Source organism: Rhodococcus sp. A14 (assembly GCF_011603105.1).
Taxonomy (GTDB): Bacteria; Actinomycetota; Actinomycetes; order Mycobacteriales; family Mycobacteriaceae; genus Rhodococcus_F; species Rhodococcus_F opacus.
Map to the genome: position 1 here is coordinate 97,074 of NZ_JAAOQS010000004.1, position 21,360 is coordinate 118,433.

Genomic DNA, 21,360 nt, shown 5'->3' on the forward strand with positions numbered 1-21,360 from the left:
GATCGGTCAGCCCCGCAAACACATCATCGGATTGACGGTGTCCGATTCATCCCTACGGTCGAACAGTGAGAGTGAGAATCTTGTGACTGGTCTAACTGAAACTACGACGAGGCCCACTACCGCCAAGGGGGTCTCGGTCGAGTTCGAAAATGTCCGCCACGCGTTCCTGCACGGCAATCGACCGGTGCGCGTGCTGGACGATTTCAACCTCCGCATCGAGCCGTCCGAGTTCGTCAGCATCGTCGGTCCGTCGGGCTGCGGCAAGACCACGGCGCTCGGCATGGTCGGCAACCTCCTGAAGCCCCGCAGCGGAACCGTTCGCATCGATGGAGCGGACGTGAGGCCCGGCAGCAATGATGCGGCTTTCCTCTTTGCTCGTGATGCACTCCTTCCTTGGCGACGGGTCCGCAGCAATGTCGAACTCGGCATGGAGGTCCGAGGTGTTCCCAAGGCAGAACGACGCGAGCGTGCCGAGGAATGGCTTCGTCGCGTACGACTGCACGAGTTCGCCGACTCGGATGTTCTCCACCTCTCGCAAGGAATGCGCCAACGCGTTGCGATCGCCCGCACTCTGGTCCAGAGCCCCGGCGTCCTTCTGATGGATGAGCCGTTTGCAGCCTTGGACGCACAGACGCGCGCGATCCAGCAGGAGGAGTTCCTCCGGCTGTGGGAGGCCGAGCGACCGACGGTCATCTTCGTCACCCACGACCTCGAAGAGGCCATCCTGCTCAGCGACCGCGTCATCCTGATGGCCAGCCGGCCGGGTCGCATGGTGGTCGACATGAAGATCGAACTCGAGCGGCCGCGGCATCAGGAGATGCGCAGGTCCTCTGATCTCTTCAAATCGTATTTCCACGAAATGTCCGACCGGCTTCGGGCTGAAGTCGATCTCGCCGAACAGCGCATGATGGAAGAAGGCCAGAATGACTGAAACTCTGCAGACGGTGACGACCGCCGATGGCGCCACAATGGCCTATCGGCAATTCGGCCGAGGATCGCGCCTGATCACCTGCCTGCACTCCCTGGCATTGGACGGATCATGGTATGCGCCTTTGGCCGAGGCTCTCGGCGACGACTACCGTCTGCTCGCGCCGGATTTCCGGGGGCACGGCATGACTGCGCGCGGACGATCTGCCATCACTCTCGGTCTCATTGCCGAGGACGTCGCCGCGATGTGGGACGCCGAGAGCGTCGAGCGCTCCGTGGTGTTGGGAATCTCCCTGGGAGGCATGGTCGCTCAGGCGGTCTCGGGGAGCTTTCCGAACCGGGTCGACGCGCAGATCCTGATGGCCACCCGGGGCGCCTATGATGACGAGGCCACTCGCGGAACGTTGGCCCGCGCGGCTGAGGTTCGTGCACCTGGCGGGCTCGAGCACGCTGAGGAAATGACCATGCATCGCTGGTTCGGTGATGCATCGCGAAACGAGGCAGACCCGTTGGTTCGGAAAGCTCGCGAACAGTTCCGGGGCGCCGGTGGTGACACCATCGGCGCCTATTTCGATGCGATGACCGAGATCGGCACGTTTCACACCGAGTCGCCTCCCCCGACTCTCGTGGTAGGCGGCGTCGACGACCGAAGCACTCCTCGTGCGGTAATCGAACAGCTGGCCGCCTCGATCACGGGTGCCGAACTGCGTTTCGCCGAGGGCGGACACCTCGCCGCCTTCGACAACCCCGGCGAAGTCGCCGCCACGGTGCGGCCTTTCCTCGAGGGCCTCGACTGCTGGTAGCCGATCAGTCCACGTGCACACTGGTTCCACATACTGCCTTACGGAGACGATATGGATTTCACGCTCGATCGCGCGCTGACAGAGGATGCGCTTCGCGCACAAATTGATTCGGCCCTCACTCCCGCGCTCCTGATGTTGACGGCTCACGTCACAGGCGACGCCGGCGTACTGCGTACGGAATGGAAGCCCAACCGGGCGACGCTGCCGGCCAGTGGACTCGCACCCGAGACCGACGCGGAGATCAGAGCCTTCTGCCTGAAGCGCCTCGCCCCGTATCTCTCTTCGCAGCGGGACTGGGCTGCATCTCCGGACGATTCCGTGCGTGAGTCGATGTGCACCTGGTTGATGGACGTAGACATCGAGGACGCCCAGGCTCTGGCGGCGGTGGCCTTCACTCCCGACGGCTGTGACCCTCGCGGGCCGGAGTGGAATCTCGACGAGATCGCTCCCGACAGCGGCCTGAGTGCCGTGGTCATCGGCGCCGGATTCTCCGGTCTCCTTGCCGGACTTCGACTGAAGCAAGCAGGTGTGCCCTTCACGATCCTCGAGAAGAGCACAAATGTCGGTGGCACGTGGTACGAGAACAGCTACCCGGATTGCCGGACCGACGTCCGCAGCCACATCTACACGTACTCGTTCGTTCCGCACGACTGGGTCACGCACTTCGGCCGCCAGCAGGCCATCCACGAGTACCTGTACAACTTTGCGGCGAAGAACGGCCTCCTGGAGCACATCTCGTTCGGCACCGAAGTAACCGCGACCCGGTGGGACGAGAGCACCAACACCTGGACGATCGACACCCGCACATCCGACGGCGTCGTCGGCTCAGCCGAAGCTCAGATCGTTGTCAGCGCCGTGGGACAACTGAACCGGCCGATGATCCCCGCCGTCGACGGCCTCGAAACCTTCACCGGCCCGGTTATGCACTCCGCGGAATGGGACCACAGCATCGATTTTGCCGGCAAACGCGTCGTCGTGATCGGGACCGGCGCCAGCGCACTGCAATTCGCTCCGGCGATCGCGAAGGAAGCGGAGCACGTCACGATCTTCCAGAGGAGCGCGCCATGGCTGCGGTCGACCCCGGTGCTTCGGCAGGAGATCGACCCCGGCGAACGCTGGCTCCTCACCAATCTGAAGCACTACCGCGCGTATTACCGCTTCTCCATCTTCCTTCCTCGCCTCATCGGCAACCTGCCGGCTGCAACGGTCGATCCGGATTTTCCGCCGACCGAGGTCTCGGTGTCCGCGGCCAACGAGGCCCTTCGTGTCGAGCTGACCGACTACCTCACCGAACAGGCCGGCGACCGACTCGATCTGCTCGAGCAGATCATGCCCGACTATCCACCCGCCGCGAAGAGAATCATCTGCGACGACGGCACGTGGGTTGCCACTCTCAAGCGGGACAACGTGCGCCTGGTGAGCCAGGCCGTGCAGCGGATCGACAAGGATGGTGTCTGGATCGGTGACGAGCACGTCGCCGCCGACATCATTGTGTTCGGAACCGGTTTCAAGGCTTCGGAATTCCTCGTCCCCATGACGGTGACGGGCATCGACGGACAAGATCTGCATCAGACCTGGGGTATCGATGCCAGCGCGTACCTGGGCATCACGCTTCCCGGCTACCCGAACTTCTTCTGCATGTACGGTCCGAACACCAACACCGTCATCCACGGCAACCTGGTGTTCTTCCTCGAGTGCCAAGCCGCATACATCATCAGCGCGGTCCAGATGCTGGCCAAGGGCGGCCACCGTTCGATGGCGCTTCGACCGGACGTGTTCACCGAGTACACCGACGAGGTCACCAAGGAGAGCGCCAAGCGCACCTGGGGCTGGTCGAAGACCCACAGCTGGTATCAGAACGCCGCCGGGCGGTCCACCATCATGTGGCCACTCCCGGCTCGCGAGTACTTCGAGCGCACCAGCGCGGTGCACGACGAGGACTACTACATCCACTGACCCGCATGACGTCATCATCCGCATTTTTCACTTCACCGGAGGCTACTTTGATCACCGAGACAACGGCAGTTGTCGCCAACCTCGAAACCCGCTACCTGACGGGCGGCCCGGAAGCCGGCGTCCCCGTCGTGTTCCTGCACGACGGCGCGTGGGGCGGCAGCGCCGACGTGACGTGGGGGCAGGTCCTGCCCCTGGCCGCAGAGAAGTACCGGGTCATCGCCCCGGACTTCCTCGGTTACGGCGGATCCGCCAAGTCCGTTCGCCTGGATGTCTCACCGTTCGCTTTCCGGATCCGGCACGTGTTCGCCTTGCTCGACCATCTCGGCATCGACGGTCCGGTGCACCTGGTCGGAAATTCGTTCGGTGGATCGGTGGGTCTGCGGGCGCTGGCCGACGGTGACTACCGATCCCGGATCGCCTCGGTCACCACACTCAGTGGCACCGGCGGCCCCTGGAAAGCGCCGGACATGGGCAAGCTGCGCGACTTCGACGGTTCGGTTGCCGGTATCGAGGCGTTCGTCGACCTGCTGTGCGACGACTTCTCCGGCAGGGCCGGACAGGTGGACGCCCGATTCAGGTGGGCCGTCGCGCCCGGTCACTTCGGGTGCATGAGCGCTCCGCATCTGCCGGTACCCGAGGCGTTGCGGAAGGAGCGCCCAGCCGATCCCTACCCCGCCATACTTGCCGGCGTTCAGACCCCCGTGCTGCTCCTCGAGTGCTCCGAGGACGTGCTGCTCGAGGCGGGGTGGAGCAAACACCTCCAGGCCGAACTCCAGAATTCCCGCGCCATGGTCCTGCCCTACCGGCACTGCCCGAACATCACCCATCCGAAGGAGACGTGGGCCGTGATCGGCGAGTTCCTCGACAGCTGCGCCGGCGGTACGAACTGATGCCGCCCCCGGGCGGCAATGCCGCGACCGTGTCCACCGTGGGTTCGCTCGTTCTCACCGGCGGATCGTCCGGAATCGGCGCCGGGTTGGCGGGCGATCTGGCAGGCGAGTGGGACATCACCGTTCTCGATCGGGATCTGCCGGAAACGCCTGCCCCCGGCGTGACGTACCTCCAGGGCGACATCACCACCGACGATGCGGTCGACACGGTTCGCAAGTCCCTGACCGAGAACGGCCGGGCAACGATCGACGGCATCGTCCACTGCGCGGGCATCGGCGCATTCGGCCCCTTCATGGAGATGCCGAAGTCCGAGTGGGAACGGGTGCTTCTGGTCAACCTTCACGGAACACTCAATTTCGTCCAGGGCGTCGCCGACATGGTCGCGGACGGCGGCAGAATCGTCCTGTTCTCGTCCGGGACGGTCTTCAAGGCCCCGGCGAGCGCAGCGGCGTACGCGGCCTCCAAGGCCGGCGTGATCGGCTTTGCCCGCAGCCTCGCCGCGGAACTCGGAGCCAGGAACATCACGGTCAATGTGATCGCCCCCGGTTTGGTGCTGACCCCACTCTCGACGGCGATCGCCGCAGGTGAAGAGGCCAACATCAACACGCGAGCGATCAAACGGCCCGCAACGGTCGAGGACTTCATCGGCCCGACCCGATTCTTCCTCTCCCCCGGCTCCTCCTTCGTCACCGGGCAGACGCTCGTCGTCGACGGAGGTTCGATCCGCCGTTAGGCGGCGCCGCCCGGACCGCCGCCGGTCGCCTGCTCGACGGCCGCGTGACCGAATTCCGGATCGTCTCGGTCCGCGGCCTGGGCGGCGATAGTCTGGGAAGGGTCGTCGAGAGGTAGGCGGATGACACCACGGTTCCCAGGGCGGCACAGGGGCGGATAGCGCGTTGGCAACCGACGGCGATCCGCTCCGCACACAGCGCGATACCGACACCGCGACGACAGATGAACTGCGCGCGGCCGGGTTCGACGATGCCCGGGAGATCGGGCGTGGGGGCTTCGGCGTGGTGTATCGCTGCACCCAGGCCGCTCTGGACCGCGCGGTGGCCGTGAAGGTTCTCAGCGGCGACCTCGACGACGAGAGCCGGGCCAGGTTCCTCCGGGAGCAGCGGGCGATGGGCAGGCTGACCGGGCACCCGAACGTCGTGAGTGTGCTCGAGGTCGGCGTCACGCCGAGCGGGCTTCCCTTCCTGGTGATGCCCTACCATCCGCAGGATTCCCTCGACGCGCGGATTCGCCGTCAGGGTCCGCTCACCGTGACCGAGGCGCTGCGGCTGGGAGTGAAGATGGCTGGCGCACTCGAGACGGCGCACCGGTTCGGCATCGTGCACCGCGACGTCAAGCCCAGCAACATCCTGCTCACCGACTACGACGAACCGGCACTGACGGACTTCGGCATCGCGCACATCACCGGCGGTTTCCAGACCGCGACGGGAACCATCACCGGATCGCCCGCGTTCACCGCCCCGGAGGTGCTCGAGGGCGACACCCCGGGTCCGTCCTCCGACGTGTACGGCCTCGGGGCGACACTGTTTGCCGCGCTGACCGGACACGCGGCATTCGAGCGCCGGAGCGGCGAGCAGGTGGTCGCGCAGTTCCTGCGGATCACCACGCAACCGGCGCCGGACCTCCGAGGGTCCGGTATCGAAGCCGACGTGGCCGCCATGCTGGAACACGCCATGTCGCGAGACTCGCACGAGCGCCCGTCCGCCGCGATGCTCGGTGAAGCGCTGCAGGACATCCAATTTCGCCGCGGTGTCCCGGTCGACGAAATGGCGTTGCGCCCGGACCCCGAAGCCGGGCGAGACCCGCAGCGCCCGACGTCGACAGGACGATCATCCACCGGAACCCCCTCGGGATCGGGTGCCGACGGGACTCTTCCCCTGGACTTGACGAGCTTCGTCGGCCGACGAAAAGAGCTCGCCGAGGCCAAGAAACTGCTCTCGGCGTCACGGCTGGTCACGTTGACCGGAATCGGCGGTGTCGGCAAGACCCGACTGGCACTGCGCGTCGCGACCAACATCCGCCGGGCATTCGACGACGGGGTCCGGCTGGTCGAACTTGGTGAACTGCGCGACGGATCGTTGCTGGGAGAAGTCGTGGCGGCCGGGCTGGGATTGCGGCAGCGGTCGCCGAGACCGCTGCAGACCCTCGTCGAGTTCCTGGAGCCGCGCGACATGCTGCTCGTACTCGACAACTGTGAGCAAGTGGTGGATGCGGCAGCAGATCTGACGGAGACAGTGCTGCGTACCTGCCCCGGCCTGCGGATTCTCGCGACGAGTCGCGAAACCCTGGACGTCGCGGGGGAAGCCGCCCTGCGCGTGCGCCCACTGGCACTACCGGATTCGGACACGGAGGCGTCGCTGAAGAGTCTGCCCAGCTACGACGCGGTGACGTTGTTTGCCGAACGGGCCGCCACGGCGGTACCCGGCTTCGAAGTCACCGAGGACAATGCCGCCACCGTCGCCCGAATCTGCATCCAACTCGACGGTCTGCCCCTGGCCATCGAATTGGCGGCAGCGAGGCTGCGCTCGATGTCGCCGGAACAGATCCTGCAGCGGTTGACCAACCGGTACGAGCTGCTGACCCGCGGAAGCCGGAGTGCACCGACCAGGCAGCAGACGCTGCGGTGGAGCATCGACTGGAGCTACGACTTGTGTCTCCCCGCCGAGCAGCAGCTGTGGTCGCGGCTGTCGGTCTTCGCAGGCAGCTTCGAACTGGACGCCGCCGAGGAGGTGTCCATGTACGACGCCCAACCGGCCGGTCTCATCGATCTCGTCGCGTCGCTCGTGGACAAGTCGATCCTCATCCGCGAGGGATCGGGGGCGGTGGTGCGATTCCGGATGCTCGAAACGCTGCGCGAGTACGGCCGGGAGAAGCTCGAACAGGACGGCACCCTCCCGGACCTCCAGCGGCGACATCACAGCTGGTACCGGCAATTCGCCCTCCAGGCCGAATCCGAATGGATCGGCCCCCGGCAGGTCGCCTGGCTCGCCCGGCTCGAGCGTGAACAACCCAACCTGCGCGAAGCGATGGAGTACGGCCTGTCCAAGGCTGCCGACTCGGCCGAGGCGGGGCTGGAGATCGCGACCGCTCTGTATCCGTTCTGGGTTTCGCGTGGGCTGCTCCGAGAGGGACGCCGCTGGCTCGACCGCGCACTGGCGCAGGAGGGAGGACACGACACCGCACTCCGGGTCAAGGCGTTGCATTCGGCCAGCGTCCTCGCCAGCCGACACGAAGACCTGGAACGGGCAGCCGAACTGATCGACGAGGGGCGTGTGCTTGCCGAGACCCGGGGAAGTGCACTCGATCGCGCCCTCATGCTTCACGCCGACGGAGCGCACGCACTGCACGGCGGCAACCCGGAGCACGCCGTGAGCTCGTTCACCGAGGCTCTCGAGGTATTGCGCGGCGAGCGCAACCTCCTTGCACACGTCACGGCCCTGCATGCGCTCGGATTGGCTCACGAGATTCTCGGACACGCCGAGGCCGCCACCGGCTGTCTCGACGAGGCGATCCGGATTACCGAATCACATGGTGAATCGGTATACCTGGGCCGCTCGTCCCTGACTCTCGGGCTGGTGATGTGGCGGGAGGGCAACCGTGATCGCGCGGTGCTGCTGATTCGAAGGGGACTCGAGCTGGCCCGCTTGGTCGACGATCCGTTCGGTGCCACCTGGTGTCTCGAAATCCTCGCCTGGATCTCTTCCCGCGAGAAGCGATTCCACCGCGCCGCCGTCCTGTTGGCAGCCGCCGAGGTGCTTCGACGGAGGGTGGGTACCTCCATCGTCCAAATCCCTGACTTGACCGAATCTCACAAAGAATGCGAGCTCGTCACGCGGCGCGCACTCGGTGCCCGGGCGTTCGAGACTGCGTCCCGCGAGGGCGAGGCGCTGGGCTTCGACGCCTCCGCCTCCTATGCCCTGGGCGAACCTCTCCCGGCAGCGCCACGGCGTGGCGATCCTGCGACGGCACTGACCAAGCGCGAACGCCAGGTCGCCGACCTCGTTGCGCAGGGTTTGACCAACAAGGCGATCGCCGCCCGCCTCGTGATCTCCCAACGCACCGCGCAGGGCCACGTCGAGCACGTCCTCGCGAAACTCGGATTCTCCTCACGAGCTCAGATCGCGGCGTGGGTCGCAGAACTGTCAGCCAAGCCGGACTGACAGCTCACATCCCTGACACCGCTCGGGAACGAACCGGAATCCGATCCGCACCGCCGCGCCGAATCGCCGGAGCCTGCGCTCGTCGTCCGCAGACCACTCCCAGCCGAGCTTGTCGCGGGCGGCCGGGGGCAGCGTTCCGCGGGCGGTCCACACCAGCAGCCGTCCGAGCACGGGACCGACGAGACGCCACAGAACCGCGGGGATGCGATCGTCGGGACGGGGCGTCGGCTGCCCGTTGAGCAAGCGCGATCTGCGCACCGTCTCGGTCTTGTCGAGAACCGTGCCGACCATCTCGTCCCAGTAGTCCACGAAATCTGCGTACGTCTCGGGCAGGTTGGTGGCCGACACCCCGTAGAGCGCGTACCACTGCTTCGACTCCTGATACAGCTGCTCCTTCTCGGAGTCGCCGCGCGGTTCACCGAAGTACTCGGCGACCACGTACTGCGTGCCCAGGAACGTGGCGTGGGCCCAGAAGTACGGACCGGGATTCAGCGCGTGATACCGCCGGCCCTCGTCGGTCGTGCCCTTGATGTCCTTGTGCATGTCGCGGATCATCCGGGTTCTGCGCCCGACGGATCGTAGAGCGCGCGGATGATCGGCCCTGCGGAACGCGCCAGCCGGGCGAGCTCGTCGTCAAAGACGGTCGAGTGCTGCACGAGAGCTGCGTCGATGACGGGGTGCATCACCTGCAGCGTGCCCGACCACGAGATCAGCAGCGCGGTTCGCCAGTCGCCGAATCGGTGCCACGTCAGCGAGTCGGGCCCGAGTGGCGGCAGCGCCGAACCGCGTTGGGACGGAATCTCTGTGGTGGTCATGACGACCTCCTGAAGCCGCTCGATGCGGAACGTGGTGCATTCGGGATGACCGTTGACGTCTGGTGTGGATCCCCGATCGTTACCGGGATCGATGAGACGATGACGGCATGACCGACAGCGAGAACCCACGTGGAGCGCCACGCAAATGGCGTGGCCGGGAGCCGGCCGACCGCCGCGCCGCGAGGCGTGCGGCACTGATCGAGGCCGGCCTGCAGATCATGGGAACCGAGGGAACGGCAGCGACGACGATGCGCGCGACCTGCCGCCAGGCAGGCCTCACCGAGCGCTACTTCTACGAGAGTTTCGACAATCGCGAGGCGCTGCTCGTCGCACTCCTCGACCACGTCGTCCTGGGCGCGAGGGACACCCTGCTCAGGGCTCTCGAGACGGGCCCCGACGATCCGGGCGAACTCGTCCGCCACGTCGTGAAGGCGTTCACCGGCTACATCGCCCAGGACCGGCGGCGGGGACGCATCATGTTCGTCGAGTCGCAATCCGTGCCGGAATTGGCCCAGCGCGGCGACCAACTCATCACCGAGTTCACCACTCCCATGACGGCGGCACTGACAATGCTGGGTGTCGACGGCGCACCCCGCGACGCCGTCAACACCCAGCTGAACGCGATTGCCCTGTTCGGGGCGATCGCCTTTCTGTACCAGCGCTGGCTCACCGGCAGCCCGAAGATCTCGCAGAAGCGGATCGTCGAGCACATCGCACTCACCATCGAGGCTCATGCGCCGGTGAACAGCACCCCCTAGACGTGCGCGGCGCGAACCAGCGGTCGCCGCATCGCTTCCAGGCCCGCGACGACCGCCACGGCGATCACCACGTGCATGACCGAGAGCGCGATGGTGCTGGCGGTGTCGAAGTCGGCCTGAATGGTCAGGGCGATCGTCGCGAGCGGCAGCAGGGCGCCGATCACTTCGGCCGGACGGATGACGGCCACCCATTTCAGCGAGATCAGCGCGGCCAGTGTCATTCCGATCAGTATCGGAACGACCGTCAGGATGACGACGCCGCCGGGCGCCACACTGCTGGTCTTGCCGGCATCCGTCATCTCGAACGAACCGCCGGCAGCCAATCCCAGCAGCCAGATCACCAGGTTGGGGACGAGCGCGCCGATCGTAGTCGCGGCGATCGCCCACAGGCGGCTCAGTTCGAGCGTCATCGGGTTGATCCGTGAGGTCGAGGTTGCAGAAATCGTGGTTCCGGTGCTGGACATGTTCGTTTCTCCCTGTCGAGTGGCTCGAAGTGCTACTGACCGATCCTGCAACCTCAACCATTGTTTGGGTCAAGGCCTTAAATCGAGGTCTTCTCGGTGAGACCCGAACAGATAGACCCGGGCGGAACGCAAAACTCATCGCGGTCGGCCCCGGTCGGCCATCTGGGGAAAGATGGTCACCATGAACTCTGCCCCCACGACACCTCCCCGACCGCGGGGGCTCCGCAACCCCCTCCGCATACTCGCGCGCTGGCTCGGCACCCGCGAATGGGTGATGCGGATGGCGCCGATCATCATCTGGCTGGAGTCGCACCTGCGCGCGTGGACCGGCAACCGGGTGAGCCTGATCGGTATCGCCGGACTGCAGTCCGTGCAGGTGACGGTCCCGGGACGCAAGAGCGGCACCCCGCGCACGACGGCCCTTCTGTGCATTCCGTACGGGGACGGGTACATCGTCACCGGCTCGAATTGGGGACGTCCCGAGCATCCGACGTGGTCGGTCAATCTGCGTGCGGCCGACGAAGCCCAGGTGAAGGCCGGGTCGCACGAATCCCGGATGAGCGTCCGGATGGTCACCGGAGACGAACGCGAGAATCTCTGGAAACTCGTGGTCGACTACTGGCCCGGCTACCTCATGGAGCATCGACGGTCCGGTGGACGTGAGTTCCGGCTGTTCGTGCTCGAGCCCACCCGCTCGGCTACAGAGAGTCGCGAATCCTGAAGACCGGCTCCACGAAGCGTTCGACGGCGCGACGCTCGGCGGCCGAATCGCCCAACGGCCAGGTCAACAGCGACAGGACGACGCGCACGATCCACCCCGCCGCCTCCTCGTCGGGCGCGATGCGGGTGAGCGAGATTGCCACCCGGCCGAGTTCGGGTGCGCGGGCCAGGTACTCGTCCGTACTTCTCGACCGCGACCCGGTGAACCACCGCGCCAGCGTCGGCTCCGCGCGGATCGCGGTCACCGACGCAAGAATCGCCTCGACGATCCGCTCCGAGTTCTCGAACGATTCCAGCGACTGCTCGACGTGGGCCGCCACGGCTCCGGCGGCGCGGGACATCACGGCGTCGACGAGAGCCCGCTTGCCCCCGACGTAGCGATAGAGCGTCGCGCGCGAGCACCCTGCCCGCGCGGCGACCTCGTCCACACCCACGCCGTCGATGCCCCGCTCGCGGATGAGGTCGGCCGCGGCGGCGTGAATCCTCTCGACGGCAAGCACCCGCCGGTTGCCGCCGGTCAACCAATCCGCGTGTTCCATCCGCGCCGCCGTCCGAAACATCGTTGCCCTTGTGTCTCACAGTGAGACGAATACACGAGAAATTCTAGAACACGTTTTCCAAATTGGGGTCATGATCAGGCTCGACGGCTCCAGATCCACTCACGCTGAGACAAGGACAAATTCATCGCTGAACAGCGGAGTCGCAGTCTTCCGGCCACCCTTGACAGCACCCTCCTTCGGCGCGAACTGTGATCATCTGCAACAGGTTCTCGTCAACAAGGAGTCCTCGATGACCCACTCGCCGACCCGTGGAACCGACATCTTCGATCCTGCCCATCTCGACGAACCGAACGAGCTCTACCGGACACTCCGCGAGCACTCCCCCGTCCACCGGGTCGCCGGAACCGACTTCTTTCTGGTGTCCACGTGGGATCTCGTGACCGAGGCGGCAAACCGCACCGAGGTCTTCTCGTCGAATCTCACCGGTGTGCTGGTGCAGCAACCGGCGGGGCCGCCCGCGACGTTCGACATGGACGGCGGCGGTCAGGCCGTGCACGTGCTGGCCACCGCCGACGACCCGGCGCACCTGCACCATCGCAAGCTCGTGCTGCCGGCGCTCGGCCGCCGCATCCGCGCGCTGGCCCCGGCCGTGGACTCGCTCGTCGACACGCTGTGGGACGAGGGAATGCGGGACGGGCAGATCGACTGGGCGTCCGCGATGGCGGACCGGCTGCCGCTGGCGATGGTCGCGCATCTCATCGGCCTGCCCGAGTCGGACGTACCCCAGCTACTGACGTGGGCCTACGACAGCACGGAGCTGCTCGGCGGGGTCGTCGCCGCGGACCGCCTCGGTCCCCTCGTCACCTCCGCGGCCGAACTGGCCGGCTATCTGCGGGCGGAACTCGTGCGGGCGAGGTCGGACCCACGCGACGACCTTCTGGGCGTCCTGGCACACGCGTGCGATGCCGGTGAACTCTCCGAGGACGTGGCGACACTCGTCCTGGTCCAGTTGGTCGGCGCGGGCGGCGAATCGACCGCGGGGCTGATCGGGGGCGCCGCACGGCTCCTCGCCATCCGCCCCGGACTGCAGACCCGGCTGCGGCAACAACCCGCACTCGTCGACGCGTTCCTCGACGAGGCGCTCCGCCTCGAGTCCCCGTTCCGCGGGCATCACCGGCACGTAGTTGCCGACACCACGCTGGGCGGCGCCGATCTGCCCGCCGGTAGTCACCTGCTCCTGCTGTGGGGCGCAGCCAACCGGGATCCGGCCGTGTTCGAGCGTCCGGACGAGATAGTGCTCGACCGGCCGCACATCCGTTCGCATCTCGCGTTCGGCAAGGGCGTCCACTTCTGCGTCGGATCGGCGCTCGCCCGCATGGAGGCGCTCGCCGCCACCACCGCACTGCTCGCGCGCACCGACCGCTTCGCCCTCGCCGCCGACTCCGAGCCACGTTGGGTCCCCAGCTTGTTCGTGCGGCGCCACAGCGCGCTCCCGCTCCGACTCGAGGTGACACCCAGAGATTGACATTGACGTCAACATCAACACATACTGTGACCGTGACCACAAGTGAGGCTCAGGAGCGGGCGCGGTCGGCGCGGAAAGACAACGACGGTCCCCGCCGCCGCGAACTCCTCCGCGCCGCGAGCGCATGCTTCGCCGAACTCGGCTACGACCGGACGACCGTCGAGGTGATCACCACCCGGGCCGAAGTGTCGCGGGCAACGTTCTACGCCTACTTCTCGTCGAAGGACGAGGTGTTCCACGCCGTCGCCGCCGACGTGTGCGAGGAATTCCTCGAGTCGCAGCACGTGGAAGGACCGGCGAGCGAGGACCTGCGAGACGTGCTGCGCACCACCACGAAAGCGTTCGTGGAAGCCGTGTACACCAACGGACGCGTCCTCGAACTGATCAGGCACCGCGCCCGGCTCGACCCCGAGGTCGGCCGAAGCTGGACCACCGTGCAGACCCGGCTCATCCGCCGCTACACCCGGTTCATCGAGCGCATCGTCGCCACGTGCGACGTCACGCCGTGCGCGCCGCCTGCCCGCATCGCGCAGACCCTCGCCGACGCCCAGCTCGCGGGCGCCGCCCGGCTGGTCGACGCGACGGCCCGTGAACAGCGCCGCTACACCGCCGACCTGACCGCCATCTCCGAAAGACTCATCGGCTTCGCCTGACAACGACAATCCGCACAGAATCGGGAGTTCGGTATGCCCACCTCGCCTTCGAGTGACCCCACGGCCCTGGAATCGGCCCTCGCCGCGATACGCGAACTCCAGGACGCCGCGTGGCCACCGCAGGTACCGCGGACAGTCGAGTACCCGATCGAGGGCCGCACCGTGATCGACTACCTGCGGCACTGGGCGACGGCACGACCGCAGACTGTCGCGATCGACTTCTACGGTCGTGCGATCACCTACGCCGAACTCGACGAACTGTCCGACCGCTTCGCCGGCTGGCTCCTGCAGCGGGGCGCGTCCGCCGGCGACCGCGTCGGCGTCCATCTCACCAACTGTCCGCAGTTCCATGTCGCCATGCTCGGGATCCTGAAGATCGGCGCCGTCCACGTCCCGATCAACCCGTTGTTCCGGGAGCACGAACTCGCGTACGAACTCGACGACGCCGGCGTGGAGATCCTGCTGACGCAGGATTCGTTCGCGGCCGTGGTCGAATCCGTGCGCGGCCAGACGGCGCTGCGGCACGTCGCGATCACCGCCGTGTCGGACCTGCTGCCTGCCGTACCCAGCGTCACACCGCCGTTCGACTCGACCTCCGGGCCCACCGACTGGGCGGAGATCATGGACTCCCCACGTGCCGAGCCCATTCCGATGGACCCCGACGCGCTGGCAGCACTGAACTACACCGGTGGCACCACCGGGATGCCGAAGGGCTGCGAACACACGCAGGCGCACATGGTCTACACCGCCGCCACCGCGACACTGGCCGGCGGCAGGCAGGTCGGCGAGGCTCCCCCTGTGGTCCTCGGGTTCCTGCCCATCTTCTGGATCGCAGGCGAGGACTTCGGCATCCTGTACCCGCTGATCAACGGCGGCACCGTCGTGCTCCTCAACCGCTGGGACCCGGAGGCCGCGGCGACACTCGTCGAAAGTCGTGGTGTGACATCGATGGTCGGGACGGTCGACAACTATGTGGAGCTGATGGATCTGCCCGACTTCACCGACCGAGACTTCTCCACCCTGGACAACGCGATGGCCGTGTCGTTCGTGCTCAAGCTCGACCCCGCGATTCGCGGCCGCTGGCGCGACGCCACCGGACACGTGCTGCGGGAGGCCAGCTACGGGATGACGGAAACGCACACCGCCGACACCATCACGCTCGGATTCCAGACCGACGACGAAGACCTGCTCAGCGAACCCGTGTTCTGCGGACTTCCGGTTCCGGGCACCGACGTCCTGATCGTCGACGAGGCCGGGGTGCCCGTGCCGGTGGGGCACCCCGGACAGATCATCGTGCGCAGTCCGTCGCTGCTCACCGGTTACTACGGCAAACCCGATGCCACCACTGCTGCGCTCCGCGACGGATGGCTCCAGACCGGCGACGTGGGCAAGCTGAACGGCAAAGGCGCACTGCACTATCTGGCGCGCAACAAGGAAATGATCAAGACCAACGGGATGAGCGTGTTCCCGTCCGAGGTGGAGGCACTGCTCATGCTGCACCCCGACATCCAGTCGGCCGCCGTGGTCCCGAAGCCCGATCCGGGCAAGGGCCAGGTGCCGTTCGCGTTCGTCCAACTCCTGCCCGACCGTCAGATCTCGGGTGAGGAACTGCGGGAGTGGGCCGCCCGGAACATGGCCACCTACAAAGTCCCTACCGTCGAGGTGCTCGACGCCCTACCCATGACGGCGACCGGGAAGGTCCGCAAGGCCGACCTGTTCGCTCTGGCCGAGGAGTACAAGTGACCCTGCTGGTCGCCAATCGTGGCGAGATCGCGCTCCGCATCATCCGCACCGCCGAGGAGATGTCGGTCGACACGGTCGCCGTCTACGCGGAGGACGACGCGGACAGCCCCCACGTGCGCGCGGCAACCGAAGCGGTCGCGCTGCGCGGGTCCGGCCCGTCCGCCTACCTGGACGCTCGCGCCATTCTCGACGCGGCAGCGGAGTTCGGTGCCACGGCAGTGCATCCCGGATACGGATTCCTCAGCGAGAACGCCGATTTCGCACGCGCCTGCGCCGAGGCGGGACTGTCCTTCGTGGGTCCGAGCCCCGAAGTGCTCGACATCTTCGGCGACAAGTCGTCGGCACGCGAGGCCGCCGTGGCCGCGAAGGTGCCGGTGCTCGCCGCGACCAACGGTCCCACCGACCTGGACGGCATCCGCGCGTTCTTCACGGAACACCCGGGCGGCATCATGATCAAGGCGCTCGCGGGCGGCGGCGGTCGCGGCATCCGTGCCGTCCGCAGCGCGGACCGTATCGACGAGGAGTACCGGCTGTGCGCGTCCGAGGCGCAGCTCGGGTTCGGCAACCCCGCGCTGTTCGCCGAGTCCCTTCTCGACGGCGCCCGGCACATCGAGGTGCAGGTGGTGGCGGCACCGCACGCGGGCGTGACGCGGGCCCTGGCCGTCGGCGACCGCGACTGCAGCGTGCAGCGCCGCCACCAGAAACTCGTCGAGATCGCCCCCGCGCAGGGGCTCGACCCGGGACTGCGCAGCGAACTGCACGAGGCCGCGGCCCGGCTGTGCGCCAGTGTCGGGTACCGGGGACTCGCCACCGTCGAATTCCTGGTGTCCCGGGACGGCTTCGTGTTCCTGGAGGTCAATCCCCGAATCCAGGTGGAGCACACGGTCACCGAAGAGGTGACGGGGATCGACCTCGTCGCCGTGCAGATCGCCATCGCCCGGGGAGCCGACTACGGGGAGCTGTCACTGCCGGACGGCGTCAGCGCCGTGGGGCTCGACGCGTCGGGCACACCCACTGCTGCGCGCGGAATCGCCGTCCAGGCTCGGGTGAACATGGAGACGATGCGCCCCGACGGTCAGGCCGTCCCCGCCGCGGGCACCCTGTCCGTCTTCTCGGCGCCGACGGGACCGGGTGTGCGCGTGGACACCTACGGGCGCCCCGGACTGTCACCGAGTCCGCGGTACGACTCGCTCCTAGCGAAGGTGATCGTGCATTCGCGGGGCCCGTCGTTCTCCGCCGCGGTGCGTAAGGCCGATGCGGCGCTCGCCGAGTTCGTCGTCGAGGGCGTCCCCACCAATATCGGCTTTCTCCGGGCGATTCTGGCGGACCCCGGCTTCGCCGACGGCGTCGTCGGCACCGACCATCTCGCCGAGCGGATGAGTGCGCTCGTCGACGCCGCCCACGTGCACCAGCCGGCGGAGGTGGCGTCGGAAACACTCGAGTTGCGGGCGGGTGAGGACGTGCTGCGCGCCCACATGGCCGGGACCGTCGTAGAGGCGGCCGGAGAAGGTGCGACCGTGGAGTCGGGTGCCCAGCTCGTGGTGCTCGAGGCCATGAAGATGCAGCACGTGATCGCCGCGCCCGCCGGTGCGGTAGTCGAGCGGAATCTGGTGGCGCCCGGGCAGACCGTCAACGCCGGCGACCCGCTGGTCGTGATCCGCCGCACGGGATCGGAGGCCGGTGACGTCGCCGACAGCGCAACCGATCTGGATCGTGAGCGCGCGGACCTGGCGGAGATCCGGCAGCGACACGAGGTGACCCTCGACGCCGCCCGGCCCGCCGCGATCGCGAAGCGCACGAAGCTCGGGCGGCGCAGCGCACGCGCCAACATCGACGATCTGGTCGACCCCGGCAGCTTCGTCGAATACGGACCTCTCGTCCTGGCCGCGCAGCGTAGCCGCCGCTCCGAGCAGGACCTGATCGAGAACACCCCCGCCGACGGGCTCGTCGCCGGGCTCGCCACCGTCAACGGTGACGTGTTCGGTTCGCGCGACGCCCAGGCGGTCGTGCTGTCGTACGACTACACGGTGCTCGCCGGGACCCAGGGCATGCGTAACCACGCGAAGACCGACCGGGTGATCGAACTGGCCGGCCGCAAGCAGGTCCCGGTCGTCCTGTTCGCCGAGGGTGGCGGCGGACGGCCCGGCGACACCGACGCCGGCCCGGCAGCAGGATTGGACCTGAACACCTTCCGGTCGCTGGCGGCGTTGAACGGGAAGGTTCCGCTGGTGTCGGTGGTCTCCGGCCGCTGCTTCGCGGGCAACGCCGCCCTCGCCGGAGTCTGCGACGTCCTCATCGCCACCCCCGACGCGAACATCGGCATGGGTGGCCCGGCGATGGTGGAGGGCGGTGGACTGGGTGTGTACCGGCCGGAGGACATCGGGCCCGTCGACGTGCAGCGGCGCAACGGCGTCATCGATCTGCTCGCCCGGGACGAGGTGCACGCCGTCGAACTGGCCAAGAAGTACCTGTCGTACTTCCAGGGCGCGCTCCCCGAGTGGGAAGCCCCCGACGAGCGGCTCGCGCGCCACGTCGTCCCGGAGAACCGGTTGCGCGCCTATGACGTTCGTAGTGCCGTGGAATCCATCGCCGATGTGGGCTCGGTCCTCGAACTACGCCGCGACCACGGCGTCGGCATCGTCACCGCGCTGATCCGGGTGGAGGGTGCGCCGTACGGGCTGGTCGCGAACAGCAGCCACCACCTCGGCGGCGCGATCGACGCGGTCGCGGCGGACAAGATGGCCCACTTCCTGGAGCTGTGCGAATCGTTCGGCTTGCCCGTCGTCTCACTGTGTGACACACCGGGATTCATGGTCGGACCCGATTCGGAGAAGGAGGCCACGGTTCGCCGCTTCGGCAATCTGTTTGTCGCGGGCGCGCGGATGACCGTGCCGTACGGAACGATCATCCTGCGCAAGGGGTACGGCCTCGGCGCGATGGCCATGGCGGGCGGCTCCTTCCACGCGTCCGAGTTCACGGTCGCGTGGCCGACCGGCGAGATCGGGGCCATGGGACTGGAAGGCGCGGTGCGGCTCGGATTCCGGAAGGAACTCGAGGCCATCGACGACCCCGCCGAGCGCGACACCGCGTTCGCGCAACTCGTCGACGCCGCCTACCAGCACGGGAAGGCACTCAACGCGGCGACGATCTTCGAACTCGACGACGTGATCGATCCGGCCGACTCCCGTGCCTGGATCGTGCGCCTCCGGCGCCCGTGAGTACTTGTTAACCGCGGGACGTTAATAAGCACTCACGGGGGCGACGCCCACCACGGCCCGGCCCGAGTAGGTGCCGGCCCGCACCTGGTCGATCACCGAGACGACGTCCGCGATCGGAACGTCGTGGGTGATCGACTCGAGCCGGGACGGCGCGAGGTCGGACGCGAGACGGCCCCACAGCCGGCGCCGCTGCTCGATCGGGTACTGCACCGAGTCGATGCCGAGCAGGCTGACACCGCGCAGGATGAACGGCAGGACCGTGGTCTCCAACTTCGGTCCGCCGGTCAGCCCACTCGCCGCGACCGCACCGCCGTACTCGATGGTGCTGAGCACGTGCGCGAGGGTGGCGCCGCCGACGCAGTCGACCGCCGCAGCCCACTGCGCCTTGCCGAGCGGACGCGGTTTCGTGTCGGGCTCCGGGAGGCGGCCGATCACCGTGCTCGCGCCCAGTTCGGTGAGCAGTTCCGCCTTCTCCGGCTTTCCGCTCGACGCGACCACCTCGAAACCCGCCGCCGACAGCAGGTCGACGGCGACGGTGCCGACGCCGCCACTCGCACCGGTCACGAGCACCGGACCGTTGCCCGGCTCGACCCCACGGGACAGCAGCGCCTCCACGCTCATCGCGGCCGTGAAACCGGCGGTACCGATCGCGGCAGCGGTGCGGGTGGACATGCCGTCGAGTTTCACCACCCAGTCGGCCGGGACGCGGGCGAACTGCGCGTACCCACCGTGACGGGCGGTGCCGATGTCGTAACCGTGCGCGATGACCGTGTCACCGACGGAGAACTCCGGGGACTGCGACTCGACGACGGTGCCCGCCACGTCGATACCGGGCACGATGGGGTACTCGCGGACCACTCCACCCTTCGGTGTGAGCGCCAGTGCGTCCTTGAAGTTCACGCTGGAGTACTCGACCTGGATCGTGACCTCGCCCTGCGGCAGGAACGACTCGGCGACCGTCTCCTGGGAGAGGCCGATGGCGCCCTCGTTCTCGCGAGCGATCCAGGCGGTGAATTCCTTCATCAGCTTGCTCTCCTGACCTCGGGGGTGCGTCGAGACCATCATGCGACAGCCGTGCCCCGCAGACGAGGCCGGGGCGACGTTCCCCGGATCAGAACCGCAGGAGCACCTTGCTCGACGAGGACGCAGCCCTGGCCGACGCGAACGCGGTGAGCGCATCGGCGACGTCGTACTCGGCCGTGACGATCGGATCCACCACCAGCGAGCCCTCGGCGAGGGCGGCCACCACCTCGTCGATCTCGTCGTTGAACCGGAACGAGCCGACCAGATCCAGTTCCCGGGTGATCGCGATCGACATGGGTACCGGCTGATCCCCCGAGGGAAGCAGACCGACCATCACGACCCGGCCGCCGCGGGCCGTGCCGTGGATTGCCGATGCCAGACCGCGATGGTTGCCGGAGCATTCGATGGTGACGTCCGCTTCCACCGCCGCGACTGCGTCGGCATCGGTGGCGGTGAGTGTCGCGTCCGCACCCACGGCGCGCGCGATCCTCAGCGGGTACTCGTGCATGTCCACCGCCGTGATCTTCCCGGCGCCCGCTCGCTTCAGCACCGCCACGACGAGCGCGCCGATGGGTCCGGCACCGATGACGAGGACCGACCGGTCCTTCACCTCCCCTGCCCGCGCGACCGCGTGCCACGCCACGCTCGCCGGCTCGGCCAGTGACGCCAGACGAAGATCGAGGCCGTCGGGAAGAACCCGGAGCATGCGGGTCGGGACGGCGACGTGGCTGACGAACAACCCGTCCGCGTGCGGGAAGTGCGCCGCACTACCCAGGTACGTGCATCCGGGGGAAATATTGGGGCGATCGGCTGGATACTTCGCGCTGTCGCCGCCGGGGGTCGCGGGATGGATGGTGACGGGGGTGCCGGCGCCGGGACCGCTTCCGTCCGTCGCGCCGATCAGGACGGTGCCCGACGCCTCGTGTCCGAGCCGCATCGGTGCGCGAAGGATCGACTCGCCGGCGGCGCCGTGCTGCCAGTAGTGCAGATCGGATCCGCAGATCCCGCCGTAGGCGATGCGGATCACCGCTTCGTCCGGCTTCGGTGCGGCGATCGGCACCTCCTCCACGCGCAGGTCCTGCGCGCCGTGGGCGACGACCGCCTGCGCGTGCGTCGGAATCTCGGTGGCGTGTGAAGCGGTGGTCGGGCTGGTGTTCATGCGTGGAGTCCAGTTCTGTCGGAGATCGGA

Annotated in this window: 18 protein-coding genes; 12 read left to right on the plus strand and 6 right to left on the minus strand. The window is 67.5% G+C overall.

Translation table 11 applies throughout. The features are described from left to right. Positions 1–82: 82 nt before the first annotated feature. From G9373_RS03850 to G9373_RS03875, 6 genes are all read left to right on the plus strand, one after another. Complete coding sequence (locus G9373_RS03850; protein WP_166680631.1) at positions 83–931, plus strand: ABC transporter ATP-binding protein; 849 nt, start codon at positions 83–85, stop codon at positions 929–931. Next, the gene (locus tag G9373_RS03855) at positions 924–1,730 is read left to right on the plus strand and encodes an alpha/beta fold hydrolase (protein WP_120660340.1); all 807 of its coding nucleotides are present in this window, start codon (positions 924–926) and stop codon (positions 1,728–1,730) included. The genes G9373_RS03850 and G9373_RS03855 overlap by 8 nt, the downstream gene beginning before the upstream one ends. A 51-nt stretch (positions 1,731–1,781) precedes the next feature. Further along, entirely contained in the window at positions 1,782–3,686 is a 1,905-nt protein-coding gene (locus G9373_RS03860; RefSeq protein WP_120660339.1) for an NAD(P)/FAD-dependent oxidoreductase, read from the plus strand. Positions 3,687–3,733: 47 nt separating this feature from the next. Next, entirely contained in the window at positions 3,734–4,576 is an 843-nt protein-coding gene (locus G9373_RS03865; RefSeq protein ID WP_166680632.1) for an alpha/beta hydrolase, read from the plus strand. Positions 4,577–4,614: 38 nt separating this feature from the next. Continuing rightward, on the plus strand, positions 4,615–5,310 hold the full coding sequence (locus G9373_RS03870; RefSeq protein WP_166680633.1) for an SDR family oxidoreductase: 696 nt from the start codon (positions 4,615–4,617) through the stop codon (positions 5,308–5,310). A gap of 163 nt (positions 5,311–5,473) precedes the next feature. Then, the gene (locus tag G9373_RS03875; protein WP_120660336.1) at positions 5,474–8,752 is read left to right on the plus strand and encodes a protein kinase; all 3,279 of its coding nucleotides are present in this window, start codon (positions 5,474–5,476) and stop codon (positions 8,750–8,752) included. Here the strand turns inward: G9373_RS03875 and G9373_RS03880 are convergent. Then, positions 8,735–9,295: an oxygenase MpaB family protein gene (locus G9373_RS03880; RefSeq protein ID WP_259465671.1), complete on the minus strand. Its 561-nt coding sequence runs from the start codon at positions 9,293–9,295 to the stop codon at positions 8,735–8,737. The two genes, G9373_RS03875 and G9373_RS03880, sit on opposite strands and share 18 nt — an antisense overlap. Positions 9,296–9,303: 8 nt before the next feature. Next, complete coding sequence (locus G9373_RS47595) at positions 9,304–9,567, minus strand: oxygenase MpaB family protein (RefSeq protein ID WP_259465670.1); 264 nt, start codon at positions 9,565–9,567, stop codon at positions 9,304–9,306. Between the two features lie 107 nt (positions 9,568–9,674). Between G9373_RS47595 and G9373_RS03885 the strand changes: the two genes are divergently transcribed. Next, on the plus strand, positions 9,675–10,325 hold the full coding sequence (locus G9373_RS03885; RefSeq protein WP_054247706.1) for a TetR/AcrR family transcriptional regulator: 651 nt from the start codon (positions 9,675–9,677) through the stop codon (positions 10,323–10,325). Here the strand turns inward: G9373_RS03885 and G9373_RS03890 are convergent. Next, positions 10,322–10,789: a DUF6069 family protein gene (locus G9373_RS03890; RefSeq protein WP_164060435.1), complete on the minus strand. Its 468-nt coding sequence runs from the start codon at positions 10,787–10,789 to the stop codon at positions 10,322–10,324. The genes G9373_RS03885 and G9373_RS03890 overlap by 4 nt on opposite strands. A 181-nt stretch (positions 10,790–10,970) precedes the next feature. Between G9373_RS03890 and G9373_RS03895 the strand changes: the two genes are divergently transcribed. Then, positions 10,971–11,510 carry a nitroreductase family deazaflavin-dependent oxidoreductase gene (locus G9373_RS03895; protein WP_007301584.1) on the plus strand — a complete coding sequence of 180 codons (540 nt, stop codon included), beginning with the start codon at positions 10,971–10,973 and terminating at the stop codon, positions 11,508–11,510. On the opposite strand, the gene G9373_RS03900 is transcribed toward G9373_RS03895, so the two are convergent. Beyond that, positions 11,488–12,048: a TetR/AcrR family transcriptional regulator gene (locus G9373_RS03900; protein WP_065492315.1), complete on the minus strand. Its 561-nt coding sequence runs from the start codon at positions 12,046–12,048 to the stop codon at positions 11,488–11,490. The two genes, G9373_RS03895 and G9373_RS03900, sit on opposite strands and share 23 nt — an antisense overlap. A gap of 250 nt (positions 12,049–12,298) precedes the next feature. Between G9373_RS03900 and G9373_RS03905 the strand changes: the two genes are divergently transcribed. Genes G9373_RS03905 through G9373_RS03920 form a run of 4 tightly spaced genes read left to right on the plus strand, consistent with a single transcriptional unit; the run spans position 12,299 to position 19,148 of the window. Continuing rightward, positions 12,299–13,534, plus strand: a complete 1,236-nt coding sequence (locus G9373_RS03905) for a cytochrome P450 (RefSeq protein ID WP_167113946.1) — start codon at positions 12,299–12,301, stop codon at positions 13,532–13,534. 26 nt (positions 13,535–13,560) lie between these two features. Continuing rightward, positions 13,561–14,187 carry a TetR/AcrR family transcriptional regulator gene (locus G9373_RS03910; protein ID WP_167113949.1) on the plus strand — a complete coding sequence of 209 codons (627 nt, stop codon included), beginning with the start codon at positions 13,561–13,563 and terminating at the stop codon, positions 14,185–14,187. 33 nt (positions 14,188–14,220) lie between these two features. Then, positions 14,221–15,930, plus strand: a complete 1,710-nt coding sequence (locus G9373_RS03915; protein WP_167113952.1) for an AMP-binding protein — start codon at positions 14,221–14,223, stop codon at positions 15,928–15,930. Continuing rightward, positions 15,927–19,148 (plus strand): carboxyl transferase domain-containing protein, encoded by a 3,222-nt coding sequence (locus G9373_RS03920; protein WP_167113955.1) that lies wholly within the window; start codon positions 15,927–15,929, stop codon positions 19,146–19,148. The genes G9373_RS03915 and G9373_RS03920 overlap by 4 nt, the downstream gene beginning before the upstream one ends. Positions 19,149–19,169: 21 nt before the next feature. Here G9373_RS03920 and G9373_RS03925 read toward each other — a convergent pair whose 3' ends face one another. Both G9373_RS03925 and G9373_RS03930 read right to left on the minus strand, forming a co-directional pair. Continuing rightward, a complete protein-coding gene (locus G9373_RS03925; protein ID WP_054245991.1) occupies positions 19,170–20,171 on the minus strand; it encodes an MDR family oxidoreductase in 1,002 nt (333 codons plus the stop codon). 88 nt (positions 20,172–20,259) lie between these two features. Continuing rightward, a complete protein-coding gene (locus G9373_RS03930; protein WP_167113958.1) occupies positions 20,260–21,330 on the minus strand; it encodes an L-idonate 5-dehydrogenase in 1,071 nt (356 codons plus the stop codon). Positions 21,331–21,360: the final 30 nt, after the last annotated feature.